This window comes from Mycobacterium deserti, from assembly GCF_025345615.1.
GTDB lineage: Bacteria > Actinomycetota > Actinomycetes > Mycobacteriales > Mycobacteriaceae > Mycobacterium > Mycobacterium deserti.
On record NZ_JAODWD010000002.1, the window covers coordinates 401,535 to 415,785 of the forward strand.

The following is a 14,251-nucleotide window of genomic DNA, read 5'->3' on the forward strand; positions in this document are numbered from 1 at the left end:
TTGTACGGGTGTGAGAAAAGATCGGTTGATTCCATAAAGAGTCCTTGAGAGGTAGGGACGGGCCCGCATAGGGGGTAAAAGCTCACGGCGCCAGAAACGAGACTCAAGGTTGTTGAGGCGAAGCGCCTTGTCCAAGGGTACACCCATACCGACGTTTGCCGTTCGTTCAGTACCGGGTACGACACCCGAGAGGACGTCAATGACTACTGCTGATGCTCAGATCGACCTGGAAGCGCTCGCGACCGCCGAGCACGAGTACACCGTCGACGACGAGGATGACGACGATCCGGTCCTGGTCGACCGCGCCGGCAATCCCACCGAAACGTGGCGCGAGCGCTACCCGTACGACGAGCGCATGCCCCGTCCCGAGTACGAGGAGCGCAAGCGGGCGTTGCAGATCGAATTGCTCAAGCTGCAGAAGTGGAGCAAGCGCACCGGTGCCACGAGGCGCCCGCGTCGTCGCGCTGGAGAAGCCGACGGATCTCGAGAAGTCACAGTGGTACTTCCAGCGCTACGTCACGCACCTCCCCACAGCCGGAGAGATGGTGTTCTTCGACCGGTCCTGGTACAACCGCGCCGGAGTCGAGCGGGTCATGGGCTTCTGCACGCCCCAACAGCACGCCGAATTCATGCGGCAGGCGCCGGCGTTCGAGCAGATGCTGGTCAACGAAGGCATCCACCTGATCAAGTTCTGGTTCTCGGTGTCGCCAGCCGAGCAGCGAACCCGATTCGCGATCCGTCTCGTTGATCCACTTCGGCACTGGAAGTTTTCGGACATGGACATGGAGTCGGTCAACCGGTGGCACGCCTACACGGAGGCGAAGGAGGAGATGTTTCTTGCCACCGACACCGACGCCGCGCCGTGGATCGTGGTCAAGAGCAACGACAAAAAGCGCGGACGCATCAACGCCATGCGCTATCTGCTGTCGCGGTACGACTACGACGACAAGGACGACGACGTCGTCGGCGAACCCGATCCGCTGATCGTGGGCCGGGCCCTGGAGGACTAGCGGCGGACGAAGGCCGGCTACTTTTTGAAGGCGTCCTTGATCTTCTCGCCGGCGTCCTTGAGGTTGGACTTGGCCTGGTCGCCTCGACCCTCGTCGCGGGTGCGCGCGTCGCCGGTGGCGTTGCCCAGGGCTTCCTTGGCCTTACCGCCGACGTTCTCGACCTTGTTCTTTGCTTTATCGGTTGCACTCATGGCCAGGGAGTACCTCCTCAGTGTGCTGCGGAAACGTTCGAAAGGCCCTCACATGCGTGAGTAGCGGGCCAAGGCGAAGCTGTACAGGCCGTAGGCTGCGAAACCCGTTGCGGCGAGAAGCAATATCACTTCGCCGAACTGGGCCCGCCCCAGGGACTCGACCGCGCCATCGAGACCCGTCGCCCTGGCCGGATCGCTCAGGTATGTCGCCACGATCCGCGAAAGACCGGCAGCGGTGACCACCGCTCCTTCGGCGACGTGGCCACAGACACCCAGTACGGTGATCAGCCGCCCACCCGGCAGATTGAGGTCGTCGAGGAACTTCCGCGATGCGCCTTTGTGGACGTAGTAGCTCCCGATCGCGGCGATCACCAACCCAGTGAGGACCAGAATGGTTTTGCCGCCATCGCTCTGCATCAACCGCGCGCTCAGACCAGCCGTCTGCTGACTACCGCGCCGACTGGCGCCGACCGCGAATTGGACCGCAGTGACGGCCACGGCGAGATAAACGAGCGCCAAACCGAAGGCCTTGAGCCTGTTGAGAATCGGCGAGTGCCGACGATGCGCATCAGCGCTTTCCCCGGGATGCAGTCCGAGCACCGTCTCAGCGAGTCTCCACATCGCCAGAGCGATGAGTCCCGCCGCGACCACCCACAGCGAGACGGCCCCGCCGCCCTCGGTCGCGAGCGTGGCCAGCGCACCTGCCTGGTCGGCTTCTCCCTCGGAGCCCAGGGCGATGCGCGCGATCATGTAGGCGACGAGAAGATGGAGCACCCCGCTGATCGGGTAGCCGGCGCGGGCGATGAAGCGCACGGCACGGCTGCCCGTCGCGCGGTGCACCGCCCCCTTGAACGTCACGCCATGTCCAGGCCGAACATCCCGCTCAACTACCCGAGGCATGGGGCACTGAAACGGCCGGACCTCGCGCGCCGCGGGGTTGCGACACGGTCACGAACGCGTACCGAACGGTGCACCAATGATCACTTTGGTCAGCCTGATCACTAACGTCACATCAGCCCGCTGACGTCATAGCGACGTCCGCCTCTGGAAAGGTGTGACATGTCGCCGCGTCATCGAATCGTCCCGATATCGATGGCGTCGTCGGCCGCACTCACCCTGAGCCTCGCGATGGTCATCGCGCCGCCCGCCGCCGCCGACCCGTGCACCGGTGCCACGGCCGCCATCCAACCTCCGGCCGCATCCAACACCGAAGCCACCCCGTCGCTGCCATCGTCCTCCAACGGCAGGCCCGTCGGCCAGCAGCCCAGCGGCGCCGACGAGGACGCCCCGCTGCCCCGACTCGGCCATGTTTCCGAGGCGCTGCTCGGCGTGTTGAGTCCGCGCGAAGCGCAGGTCGACCAGCAAGCTGCCGTCGACCCTGTCCAGCCCTCACCGAACCCTCCGCAGGCCAACGAGATCCAACCCGCCCCTGCTGCCGCCCCGCCGCCACCCCCTGCCCCACCCGGCACCTCGCTCGTCGGTTGGGTCACCGGGCCGGAAAGCCCGAACAACACGGTCGGCCGCTTCGCGGTCACCGGCACCGACCTCGGGATCATGTGGGACAACGGCGATTCCGATAACCGCCAGATCCTCATGGCCTTCGGCGACACCTACGGCTATTGCACCGTCAAGGGCCAACAGTGGCGCTACAACATGCTCTTGCGCACTCAGGACGGCGCACTCGCCAAGACCATCGCGGTGCCCGACGGCCAGGTGTCCAACAAATACTCCGGATCCCCACTGTGGGCGCCGGGCCTGTCCAAACAGATCATCAACAGCACGAAGTGGGCCTCCAACGAGACCGGCATCATCCCGACCAGCGGAATCTCCGTCGGCACAACGCAATACCTCAACTTCATGTCAATCCGAAGCTGGGACAGCCCCGGCCGCTGGACGACGAACTTCTCGGCCATCGCCGTGTCCCCCGATAACGGTGAGCACTGGGGCATCTATCCGGGAACAGTCCGCACGGCCGCCCCGGACCGCGTTTCCGGCGTCACGCACGTCCCCGGGAATGAGAACTTCCAGATGGGCGCGTTCCTGCGGCCCGGCCCCGGCGACCCCTACCTCTACTCCTTCGGCACCCCGTCGGGTCGCGGCGGGTCGGCGTTCATCTCGCGTGTCCTGCCGGCCTATGTGCCCGCCCCGACGAAGTACGAGTACTGGAACTCGGCGCAGAACGCCTGGGTGCCGAACAACCCCGGCGCCGCCACGCCGGTCATCCCGGGCCCGGTCAGCGAGATGTCGGCGCAGTACAACGCGTATCTCAAGCAGTACCTGACGGTCTACGGCAACGGCAACAACGACATCGTCGCCAGGACCGCGCCCGCCCCGCAGGGACCATGGAGCCCTGAGCGACTACTCGTGCCCTCCTCGCAGTTCCCGGGTGGGGTGTACGCGCCCTTTCTGCACCCGTGGTCGACGGGAAGAGAACTCTATTACAACGTCTCGCTGTGGTCGGCGTACAACGTGATGTTGATGAAAACGGTTCTGCCGTAACGGCTCAGCGACGATTACGGCCGGCGCGCTTGGCCTCATACATCGCGAGATCGGCGTCACGCAGGATCTCCTCCGCGGTCCGGCGGTCGTCTGCGAGCACCTCGACCAGACCCACACTCGCCCTTATCGGGGTGGTCGTCGAAGCGATCGAAACCGGACGAGCCAAGTGTCGCTTCAACTTGTCCGCCAAGTCCTCGGGTGGCGCGGAATCGCAGATCAACACGATGAACTCGTCGCCGCCAAGCCGGCCCACCACGTCGCCGGGCCCGACGAACTCCAGAAGCCGATCGGCGGTGGCACACAACAGATCATCGCCCGCCTTGTGTCCCAACGTGTCGTTCGTCGCCTTGAGGTCGTCCAGATCGATATACACCACCACCGTCCTCACATGTTCGGACGCGGCAATCTTGCTCAGCACGTACTCCCTGTTCGGCAGGCGAGTGAGCGGATCGTGGGTGGCGCGGTAGACCAGTTGTTCGGAGGCCGCGCGTTGATCGGTGATGTCGGAGAACGTGATCAGCACGTCGGACTGTCCTGGCAACCCGGGGTGAAGCAGCCGACCGCAAGACGTCAGCCAGGCGCGGTGTCCTTCCACATGGTCGAACCCCAGGACGAGGTGACTAAACGGTTCACCCGTGCGAATGGTGATCTCCGCGGGGCGCTGTCCCGGTGGAATATTGTTGCCGTTCGCGTCGTACAGTGCGAATTGGCCAGTGCGCTCGAAGAAGTCGGTTCCTATCTGATCCTGAGAGATGCCGACCAATCTCATCGCCGCCGGGTTGAGCGACTTGATCATGCCGTTCTTGTCCAAGACGACGACGCCTTCCTCCAGCGACTCCACAACGGACGCGAAGTGCTGTTCGGCACGGCGCTGGGCCGTCAGATCGCAGCTCACCAGCACATAGCCGGTGTCGATGCGCGCCACCGACACTCGCACGTCCAAGGCCGTGCCGTCGGTGTGGTGGTGAACGGAATGGAAGACGCCGCCGCCGGAGCTCGTCATCACACCGAGCTCGGCGCCGAGTGCTTCGATGGCCGGCATGCCGATCGCCTCCTTGGCGCAGCGGCCATAGATCGTCTCGGCCGCTCGATTCCAGCTCTTGACGACATAGTTGTCGTCTATGGCGATGATCGCGTCGCTGATCCGATCGACCAGCGCCGCCTGGTAGCGCAGTGTCGCCTCCGCCGCGCGTTGCGCGCTGACATCGCGGCAGATGACTTGATAGGCCCGTTCGCCTTCCCACAGTGTCAGCACCGAGACCGCTTCGACGTCCAGCCTCGTGCCGTCGAGGCGGACCATCCGCACGATCCACGGCTCGGAGCAGTCGCCGATCTCACGCAGTTCGGCGGCACGCTCCGATACCGCCTCGATCGAGTCGAAATCGATGAAGTCAGTCAATGGCCGTCCGATGAGCTCGTCGGCCGAAGCGGCCCGCATCCATTCCAGACCCGCCTCGTTGACGTAGTGCAGGCGGCCGCGCTGGTGCACGCAGATCGCGTTCGGGCTGTGGTCGACGAGCCGGCGGTATCGCTCTTCGGTCAAGCCGTGGTCGGTGCGTTCGACGTCTTCGCGTGACAACTGCGTCGCAACCCCTCCCCACGTGCTTTGCTGCGGTCACAGTAACGCTCTGCCTGGCGGTTGCGGCAGCGAACGACAACTCTGTCTTGGCCTCCACCAAGTAATTGACTGCTCCGCCAAAAACCGCAACGTGACGTTGCCCGGACGCGCCGAATTCTCATCATCGACACCAGCGGCGACCGCGCATGAGCGATTTTCGCTGGGTTCGACGGTGCCCGTCCTAAACGTTTGCGGAACAGTTATCGACGCGCGCTTTATCGACTGGGGCTGCGGTTTTTGTGTTCGGCAGGTGATTGCCCACGTTAAGATCACACTAGTATCGGGGTCACGCCGCGGCTTGGGGGCGCGATGCGTCGGGTGCAGTGGCCGATCGCTGTGTGCGCGGTCGTTGGTGCCCTGCTGGGGGGTGCCAACTGCACGGCGATTGCCATCGCCGACTCCGGCGATCACCAGTCCGGTCGCAGTGCAGACAGCAACCACGGCGACGCCGACACCGACGAACCGACGGTCCGTGCCGTTGGCGTGCTTTCGGGCAGTCCCGGCGACGGCTCGGAGGGGTCGGGCGTCTGCGTCGGTTATCGCCAGGCCGCCGCGGCACAACACCTGCGACACCGCGGCGTGCAGCGCTTCGGTTAGCGGGTGGCGCCGTTGACCACCGGCGTGGAGATCATGCCCTTCTCGACGCCCCACATCACCGCGATCGTCCGGTACTCACCGGTCGAGATCAGGTGCGCCAGCGCTTGGCGCAGTGACTCGGCCAGCGCTGAACCCTTGGCCACCGGCCATCCGTAGGGAGCCGAGTTGTAGACCTCGCCTGCCGCCTCCAGCGCGCCACCCGAGGTCTTGATTGCGAACCCCGCGACGGGTGAATCGGCCGCCATCGCATCGACTTCGCCGTTGACGAGGCCTTCGTTCAGGTCGTCCTGGCTGACGTAGACCACCTTCTCGATCGGCGCCTGACCGGCCGCCACACACTCTTCGCTCCTGTTCGGAATGTCCTCTGTCTCTTGCAAAGTCGCGTACGAGACCCCCACGCGAAGCCCGCAGGACTTCGACGGGTGGATTCCCGACCCGGTCCGCTGCGCCCACAGCGTGCCGGCCTGGAAGTACGTCACGAAGTCCACCGACTCCTCGCGGTCCTTGGTGTCGGTGAACGACGACATCCCGACGTTGAAGTCACCCGCACGCACCGACGGCAGAATCGCCTCGAAGGCCGTCTCGCGGTACTCCGGCGCCAATCCCAGCGTCCGCGCGACCGCATTCATCAGGTCGACGTCGAAACCGACGATCTGTCCGCTGGCGTCCTTGAACTCGTTGGGGGCATACGGCGTGTGCACGCCGACGACTAACCGCCCGGTCGACCGGATGTCCTCCGGGACCGTCGCAGCGATCGCCTGCACCGCACCCGGCGCAGGAACCGGCGTCGCCGGTGCCGTGCTCTCCGCGAAGCCGGCGGGCCGCGCGTCGCCGCCGCCGCCCCCGCGCCACTGAAGCACGCCGAACGTCGCCAGCGCGGCGACCAGGACCACTGACCCGGCCACCGCCAACACCTTGCGGGACACCTGCGGTCGCTGTCGTTGGGGGGAGCGCCGGGCAGCGTGCCGTCCACTGCCGATGGTGCGCACGCGCGCATCGAGCGCACTGCGCGCCGCCGCGGCCAACTCGCCTGCCGACTGGTAACGCTTGGCCGGCTTCTTCGCCATGCCCTTCGCGATGACCTCGTCAAACGCCGCAAGCTTCGGGTTCATCGCCGACGGCCGCGGTATCGGTTGCGTCATGTGCCCGGCGATCTGTTGCTCGAGGCTGTCCGCCGGATACGGCCGCGCACCCGTCAGGCATTCGTAGAGCACACACGTCAGCGCGTAGATGTCCGACGTCGGATCCACGGGCTTGCCCTCGAACCGCTCGGGGGCCATGTACGCCATGGTTCCGAGCGTGCTGCCCGCCGTCGTCAGACCCTTCTCACCGGCTGTACGGGCGAGCCCAAAGTCGATGAGGTACACGAAGTCTCGACCCGTGATGAGAATGTTGGACGGCTTCACGTCGCGGTGGATCAGGCCTGCGTCGTGCGCGGCGTCCAGCGCCGTTGCCACCTGCTCGACGATCAGCACCGCGAACGACGGGTCCAGCGGCTTGCCGGCGTCGCCGAGCATGGTGCCCAGGTTGCGGCCCTCGATGAGCCGCATGTCCAGATAGAGCCGGCCGTCGATCTCGCCGTAGCCGTGGATGGGCACCACATGCGGGTCGTTCAGGCCGGCGGCGGCCTGCGATTCGCGCCGGAAACGCTGCTGAAAGGTTTCGTCGGTGGCCATGGAGGGCGGAAGTACCTTGAGCGCGACGATACGGTCGGTTTTGGTGTCGTAGGCCTTATAGACCTCACCCATCCCGCCTCGGCCGATCAGCTGGTGCAGCTGATAGTGCCCGAATGGTGTCGCTTCCACCGCTTCACTCCTCGGCAGCGGCTTTCCCCCGCCTCATGTGTCGATCGAAAACTACACCACGTTTGCCAGCGCTGTAACCGCGCTCGTCAATTTCGCGCGAGGAAAACGTCAGCTCGTCACTGCGGTTCGACGAGCCGCAGATAGCCGAGCCCGTACGGTTCGAGGAGCACGTCGCCCGGCCAACTAGGTCCGGCTCCGCGGACGAACTCACCGCTCATCGCCAGCGCTTTGACCACTGCGCCCTCTTTCTCGAACACGAGCAGGCTGCCCGAGGACCCGTAGTAGTCGTCTTCGAACACCAGGTCGCCCACGATGTCCTCGACTTCTTCCCGCGCATCGCCTTCGTAGAAGACGTGCACCTCATCCCAGTCGAAGTCGGTGAGGTCGCGCAACGGCCTGGGGGGACCGCCGTCCTCACTGAACGCGTTGAGTTTCACCTCGACGGGGTCTTCGAACGTCAGCTCCACCGCGGGCCGCTTGAGAAGCCCGCAGCCCGCCATGGCGATGCAAGTGAACACGATGACCAGTGCGGCCCGAAACGCAGTCACCCATCAAGTTTCTCAGGACTCGAGGTGCCGGCGTGTCACCAATTCTCAAGCCGCAGTGGTGATCGCATCCGCATTCGACGGGATCACCGCCGCGGCGTCCGCCGTCGGCAGCGACAGGTGAATGTTCGACACGTTGACCTCGCCCGACGCCCAGAACGTCTGGTACGGCACCGCCGACGCGACGATCTGAAGCTTCACCGACTCGTTCGCCAGCAGTGTGTGCGCCACCATCTCCAGTGGGATGTCGACCTCGTGCTGCTCGCCGTCCAGCGTCACCTTGATCGGTGTCACCTGATTGCCCAGCACCAGGCCCGTCTTCGTGTCGACAAGTTGTGCGTAGATGTGCTGCGCGACACCCGTTCCGGAGTACGTGAACTTCAGCCGCGGTGCGCCGACGAGATACGTGGTCTGGCTGGCCGTCGCGGTGACCTCCACCGCGTTGGTCGCATACGCGCCCGACAGCAACCCCAGTAGTCCGTTGATGGGCCCGGCCTCGAACGCCCGCCAGTTCGGACCCGACCCACCGAACAGCAGCGCCATCGGCAGCTTCCCGCCCTGCCCCGACGCGACCTGGAGCGGAACACCCGCCGGCGGCAGATACTCGTCCGACTCGTACTCGTCGCCGTGCTGATCCACCCACTCGAACTTCCGGCCGGTGTCGACGTTGCGGCCCATGACGTACTTGTTCAGCCAACGCATCGTCCGGTCTTCGATCAATTCGCCGTCGTTGTGGCTGGAGATGCAGGCGCCGTGCCCGCCGCAATACCACACCACCTTCAGAACGACGTTGTCCTGCAACGCGATTGCGTTGTTGTGTGCCTCCTGCAGAGTAAACAGCGTGTCGACCGTGCCCTGGAACAACAGCGTCGGCGCCTCGATCTGGTCCAGCAGCGCGAAGGGACTCCGCTCGTCGAGGAAGTCCTGATCCCGTTGCGGCAGTTGGCCGGTGAACAGCGCGGTGAACACCGCCGTGTAGGTCTGCAAATTGACACGCGCGCCGGTGAACAACAGGGCCGCGGTGAGCAGTGCGCCCCAGCTCGTCTTCGGTGCGCCCGCCTTGTACAGCGAATCGTTGAGGTTGTGCCACGCGATCGTCGGCACGATCGCGTCGACACGCTTGTCGATCGCCGCGGTCACCAATTGGATGCCGCCGCCGTAGGAGGCGCCGACCATGCCGATGCGCGGGTCGAGGTAACCCGCATCGAGCCGCGCTTCGGGCTGGGCGGCGATGAAGCTGATGATCGCCTGCATGTCCTTGCCCTCGTAGTCGGGGTGGTCGATCTGCAGCACCCCACCCGAACTCCACTCCCCGCGCGGGTCCCAGGTGACCACGTTGTAACCGTTGCGCAGCAGTGGCGCCATACCGATGACCTGGTTGGGCAGGAACGGGTTGTCTTCGGCGGTCGGCACCGTCTCCCCCGGCAGCGACAGCCCGGGACCGTTGAGGATCGTCGGCGCCTTGCCACTCTCGTCGAACTTCCACGCCGGGAAGAAGTGGACGTAGATCGCGGTGCCGTCCTCGGAGATGACCTTGTAGTCGCGCGGTGTGCTGCCGCCAGTCCATCCAAGCGGATACCCGACGATCGGATGCAGAACGTCGCCGATGAACGGAATCGCCTTGATGACCCCGACAATCGGTGTCACGAACGCCGGCCCGAAGAGCGGGATCTGCTGAAGCGGCTGCAGCAGCGGCGTCATCGGGATCGCCCTGACGGGTACCGGTGCGAACGCCTCTTCGACCTCTGCGGCGACAAGGCTCATCGTGACCGGATCGACCGCCTTGTCGAGCTTCGGTGCCTCGTCGGTGAACTCGCGGCGCGCCGCGGCCGCCATCGTCCACGCCACCGGTGAGTCGACCGGGCCGCTCGGGGCGTTGCCTGCGAAGGGATCGACGAACGCGTCGACCAGACGCGAGACCGCGACCGTGATCGGGTCGACGGTCTGTTCGGGCTTCGTCTTGGTCGACGTCTTGGTCGACGTCTCGGTCGACGTCTCGGTGGTGGTCGGCAGTTGCGCGCCGACGGGGGCCGGCGTCGGTTCGGCCGGCACAGCGACAGGTTCGGGTTCGGCCTTTCGCTCGGGTTCGGCCATGGGCGCGGCCGACGCCGGCGGCTCCGACGTCGTCTTCGGTCCATCGTCGCCGCGTTCGGTGACGGCCGCCTTCTCGGTCGCCTCCTGCTTCTGCTGCTGTGATTCCCTGTCGCGTCTGTTGGATCGCCGCTCGGAAGCGGCGGCGTCCTTCGGCGCCTTGCCGTCTTTCGACGTCTCCGGGCCGGACGTCTCGTTACCGTCCGACGCGTCCGACGCGTCAGACGTGTCAGACGTGTCAGACGTGTCAGACGTGTCCGATGTGCTCGATGTGCTCGATGTGCTCGATGTTTCCGACGGCTCGGCCCACGCCACACCGGGGCCGGTGAACACCGCCGCCCCGATGCCGAGGGCAACCGCCAGCCCGCCGATTCGTCCGATGTATTTCCCCGCTCCCATACACATGTACTTACCGGGGAGTCAGGACCGCCGTGGCCGTTCCGGGCGAATCGCCCGGGTTTGTCGATTGGCTCGGGGGTATGCGACCGCGAGGAAGTCAGCCCACTGCACCGACCACCTAACTGATAACAGTCGTCACGCCGGGGAGTTCTCACCGCGGGCGTGGACAATGTCTGGGTGAACTCCCACCAGCAGGACGCCGAAGAGAACACGGCAGCTCAACGCAAGTACCCGGCCGGCGTCCCGTGCTGGATCGACACGGAGCAGGCCGACGTCGACGCGGCTGAGCACTTCTATACCGGGCTGTTCGGCTGGACGTTCACCGACGCCGTCCCGGCCGCACCCGGGAGTTACCTGATCGCCACACTGGACGGACGTGACGTGGCGGCGATCGGTCCGGCGGCGTCCGGCATTGGGGCACAGTGGAACACGTACATCGCGGTCGACGACGCGACTGCCGCGGCGGCACAGGTGCGCGCCGCCGGCGGCGCGGTCACCATCGATCCCGTGGACGCCGGTCCCGGTGGGCGGCTGGCCGGATGCACTGATCCCGCGGGCGCGAAATTCCGACTGTGGCAAGCGCGTCGTCGGCTGGGCGCTCAACTCGTCAACGGGCCGGGTTGCTGGAACTTCAGCGATCTCCACACCGCCGAGCCCGTCATGGCGGCCGCCTTCTACACATCAGTGTTCGGTTGGCAGTTCGACGATCTGGGCTTCGCGACGATGATCCGACGGCCGGGGTACGGCGACCACCTCGAAGCTACCGTCGACCCCGACATTCGCGAACGGCAGTCCGGCATCTCCGCGCCGCCGGGCTTCGAGGATGCGATCGCCTGGCTGGCGCCGTTGACCGACGGCAGCGACCGCTGGCACGTCACGTTCACCGTCGCCGATCGCGACGACTCAGTGGCCGTCGCCGAGAAGCTCGGCGCCACTGTGTTGTCGTCTGACGACACAGAATGGACGAAAGCCGCCACGGTGCGCGACCCCCAGGGCGCCGAGCTGACGCTGAGCCAGTTCACGCCGTCCCAGGGACGGTAGCGCACACAGCATCGGCGTCGAAGGGGCGGCGCTGCCTCCCTCGAGGGGGAATCGTCGGCTCCCCCGCAGCGGTCGTCAACGCGATCTATCATGCGAGGGGTGTGCGGGCTCGAGACCGTCCGGTGATGTGCGACGCGCTGCTGACGGCTTGACCACGCGAGAGCTGCTGGCGCAGTGGCAGCTTCGCGACGACGGTGAACCCATCGTCGGGCGCTTCTCCGTCGTGCATCCAGTCCGCACCGCCGACGGCTCACGTGCCGCGCTCAAGATCGGTCAGTCCGAGCACGAACACATCGTCCTGCGGCGCTGGGGCGGCGACGGCGCCGTGCGGCTACTGCGGGCGGACCCTACCCGCCAGGCCCTACTGCTGGAGCCGCTGCACACCGACTCGCTCGAGGCGTTGCCCGACATCGACGCCTGCGACATCGTCGCCGGCCTCTACTCGCGCCTGCACATCCCCGCCGTACCGCAACTACGCACGCTGCCAACGCTTCTCGGCGAGTGGGCCACCGACTTCGACTCACTGCCCCGCAGTGCGCCTATCCCGCACCGGCTCGTCGAACAGGCCGCAACGCTGTGCCGCGAGCTGGCGCAGCAGCCCGCCCCCACCGTCGTGCACGGCAACCTCCACTACGCCAACGTGCTGGCGGCCGACCGGGAGCCGTGGCTGGCGATCTCGCCCACACCGGTCAACGGCGATCCACACTACGAACTGGCCCCGATGCTGTGGCACCGCTGGGACGAGTTCGCCAGTGACATCCGCGGCGGCGTGCAGCGCCGCTTCTATCGCCTGGTCGACGCGGCGGGCTTCGATGAAAACCTCGCGCGCGCCTGGGTACTGGTACGCGTGCTCAGGGAAGCCACCCGTGCCCGCGCCGACCTCACCAGGTTCGTCGCACTCGCAAAGGCGGTGCAGGACTGAATGCGCGTCCCGCTCTCTTGACCTCGTACATGGCCCGGTCCGCGTCGCGCAGGATCTCGATTGCTGTCCGCGAGTCGTCGGGCTCGACTTCGATCACGCCGACACTCGCCCGGATCGGCATCTCCGTACCGACGATCACGATCGGCTCCGCCAACAGATGCCGCACCCGGTCCGTCAGACCGGCCAGCCGGCGACGCCTCGAACCGAACATCAGGATGACGAACTCGTCGCCGCCTAACCGTCCGACGACGTCGCTCGCGCCGACGGCCCTGCGCAACCTCGCCGCGGCCGCCTTCAACAATTCGTCGCCCGCTTCGTGACCCAACGAATCGTTGGTGCTCTTCAAGTTGTCGAGGTCGATGAACAACACAGCTCGCAGCGGCGCGGCGCCGGCCGAAGCGAGCGCGTCGCCGATCCGGCGCAACACATAGGCGCGATTGGGTAGACCCGTGAGCGGATCGTGGTTGGCCTGGTGCATCAGGATCTCGACCTGCGCGCGCTGAGCGGTGATGTCGGAGAACGAGATCAGGATGTCGGAGTTGTCGAAGTCGTCGGGATTGAGCAGTCGGCCACTGGTGAGCAGCCACTTGCGTTCGCCACTCGGCAGGTCCACCCCGAAGACCTCCCGCGTGAACGACAAACCCGCGCGCGACAACCTCTTGGCGGGCTGCCGCTCGAAGGGCAGCTCCACCCCGTCGACGTCGTAGATGGCGAAGGACTCCGCTCCGGTCGCAAGACTCCCGGTGATGTGCTCGCGGCGAAGGCCGAGTATCCGCAGCGCGGCCGGATTGATCGACTTGATGGATCCATCGTGGCGCACCACGAGAACACCGTCTTCGAGGTGTTCCACGACGGCCTCGAAATGCTCAGCCGCATCGGCGGATTCGTTCGGGTGAGTTTCACGGAAGACAACCTGGTAGGCGGGGTGGCCTTCCCACACCGTCAACGTGGCCACGGTATCGACCTTCATGGCGCGGCCATCGAGGCACAGGATTCGCGCCGGGGTGGGCGCCGATGCGTCGCCGATGTCCTCCAGCTTCGCAAGATTCGCCCGCAGCGCGGGCAGAGCGGAGGGTTCGACGAAGTCGGCCACCGAACGGCCGACCAGTTGTGCACTCGAATCGGCGGCAACCCAACGCACCCCGACGGCGTTCACGTACACCAGGCACTCGTCCTGGATCACGCAGATCGCGTCGGGGCTGTGGTCCACCAGCCGGCGATACCGTTGCTCGCTCAGGCCGGTGTCGGTTCGCTGGTCGACCAGCTTCGCCACCGCGGCTACCCTTCGTCGCGCAGTTCTGCCTCTCTACGGTCACCATTCCACCACAGGTCACACATTGCTTGTCACATCGAAGCAAATCCGGCGCGTCCGCGCACCGCGGCTCTGAGGTCTACTTACGAGAGCGAAAACGACTACAGCAAAGCGCAACACGTTAGCGAAATACTTCAAGATCGCTGTCGGTCGGCTTACTCTGAGCTGCAATACCGCATCACCTCGCCGACCAAGGGGAACCGTGGCAAAACTCCACTGCG

At 65.8% G+C, this 14,251-nt stretch carries 11 protein-coding genes and 1 pseudogene; 5 read left to right on the forward strand and 7 right to left on the reverse strand.

Annotation, left to right across the window (positions count from 1 at the left end):
* Positions 1-199: 199 nt before the first annotated feature.
* Positions 200-1,010 (forward strand): annotated as a pseudogene (locus tag N4S67_RS08115) (polyphosphate kinase 2).
* Positions 1,011-1,027: 17 nt separating this feature from the next.
* On the opposite strand, the gene N4S67_RS08120 reads toward N4S67_RS08115, so the two are convergent.
* On the reverse strand, positions 1,028-1,201 hold the full coding sequence (locus N4S67_RS08120) for a CsbD family protein (RefSeq protein WP_260992439.1): 174 nt from the start codon (positions 1,199-1,201) through the stop codon (positions 1,028-1,030).
* Between the two features lie 48 nt (positions 1,202-1,249).
* Positions 1,250-2,059: a DUF1206 domain-containing protein gene (locus N4S67_RS08125; protein ID WP_260992440.1), complete on the reverse strand. Its 810-nt coding sequence runs from the start codon at positions 2,057-2,059 to the stop codon at positions 1,250-1,252.
* Positions 2,060-2,260: 201 nt separating this feature from the next.
* On the opposite strand from N4S67_RS08125, the gene N4S67_RS08130 reads away from it, so the two are divergent.
* Positions 2,261-3,700: a DUF4185 domain-containing protein gene (locus tag N4S67_RS08130; RefSeq protein ID WP_260992441.1), complete on the forward strand. Its 1,440-nt coding sequence runs from the start codon at positions 2,261-2,263 to the stop codon at positions 3,698-3,700.
* 4 nt (positions 3,701-3,704) lie between these two features.
* On the opposite strand, the gene N4S67_RS08135 is transcribed toward N4S67_RS08130, so the two are convergent.
* Complete coding sequence (locus N4S67_RS08135) at positions 3,705-5,279, reverse strand: diguanylate cyclase domain-containing protein (protein WP_260992442.1); 1,575 nt, start codon at positions 5,277-5,279, stop codon at positions 3,705-3,707.
* Between the two features lie 348 nt (positions 5,280-5,627).
* Between N4S67_RS08135 and N4S67_RS08140 the strand changes: the two genes are divergently transcribed.
* Positions 5,628-5,915, forward strand: a complete 288-nt coding sequence (locus tag N4S67_RS08140) for a hypothetical protein (protein ID WP_260992443.1) — start codon at positions 5,628-5,630, stop codon at positions 5,913-5,915.
* Here N4S67_RS08140 and N4S67_RS08145 read toward each other — a convergent pair.
* From N4S67_RS08145 to N4S67_RS08155, 3 genes are all read right to left on the reverse strand, one after another.
* The gene (locus N4S67_RS08145) at positions 5,912-7,720 is read right to left on the reverse strand and encodes a serine/threonine protein kinase StpK7 (protein WP_260992444.1); all 1,809 of its coding nucleotides are present in this window, start codon (positions 7,718-7,720) and stop codon (positions 5,912-5,914) included. The two genes, N4S67_RS08140 and N4S67_RS08145, sit on opposite strands and share 4 nt — an antisense overlap.
* Before the next feature lie 116 nt (positions 7,721-7,836).
* Positions 7,837-8,268 (reverse strand): hypothetical protein, encoded by a 432-nt coding sequence (locus tag N4S67_RS08150; protein WP_260992445.1) that lies wholly within the window; start codon positions 8,266-8,268, stop codon positions 7,837-7,839.
* Positions 8,269-8,313: 45 nt separating this feature from the next.
* Positions 8,314-10,755, reverse strand: coding sequence for a S15 peptidase family protein (locus N4S67_RS08155; RefSeq protein WP_260992446.1), 2,442 nt, complete (start codon positions 10,753-10,755; stop codon positions 8,314-8,316).
* 177 nt (positions 10,756-10,932) lie between these two features.
* Here N4S67_RS08155 and N4S67_RS08160 point away from each other — a divergent pair, with 177 nt between their 5' ends.
* Both N4S67_RS08160 and N4S67_RS08165 read left to right on the forward strand, forming a co-directional pair.
* A complete protein-coding gene (locus N4S67_RS08160) occupies positions 10,933-11,796 on the forward strand; it encodes a VOC family protein (protein ID WP_260992447.1) in 864 nt (287 codons plus the stop codon).
* A 148-nt stretch (positions 11,797-11,944) separates the two neighbouring features.
* Positions 11,945-12,718, forward strand: a complete 774-nt coding sequence (locus N4S67_RS08165) for an aminoglycoside phosphotransferase family protein (protein WP_260992448.1) — start codon at positions 11,945-11,947, stop codon at positions 12,716-12,718.
* Here N4S67_RS08165 and N4S67_RS08170 read toward each other — a convergent pair.
* Positions 12,678-13,991, reverse strand: coding sequence for a diguanylate cyclase domain-containing protein (locus tag N4S67_RS08170; protein ID WP_260992449.1), 1,314 nt, complete (start codon positions 13,989-13,991; stop codon positions 12,678-12,680). The two genes, N4S67_RS08165 and N4S67_RS08170, sit on opposite strands and share 41 nt — an antisense overlap.
* Between the last annotated feature and the right edge of the window lie 260 nt (positions 13,992-14,251).

Excerpts from the sequence above, each read along its gene's own strand:
- N4S67_RS08120 (WP_260992439.1), bottom strand. The coding sequence starts at position 1,201 with ATGAGTGCAACCGATAAAGCAAAGAACAAGGTCGAGAACGTCGGCGGT.
- N4S67_RS08130 (WP_260992441.1), top strand. The coding sequence starts at position 2,261 with ATGTCGCCGCGTCATCGAATCGTCCCGATATCGATGGCGTCGTCGGCC.
- N4S67_RS08140 (WP_260992443.1), top strand. The coding sequence starts at position 5,628 with ATGCGTCGGGTGCAGTGGCCGATCGCTGTGTGCGCGGTCGTTGGTGCC.
- N4S67_RS08155 (WP_260992446.1), bottom strand. The coding sequence starts at position 10,755 with ATGGGAGCGGGGAAATACATCGGACGAATCGGCGGGCTGGCGGTTGCC.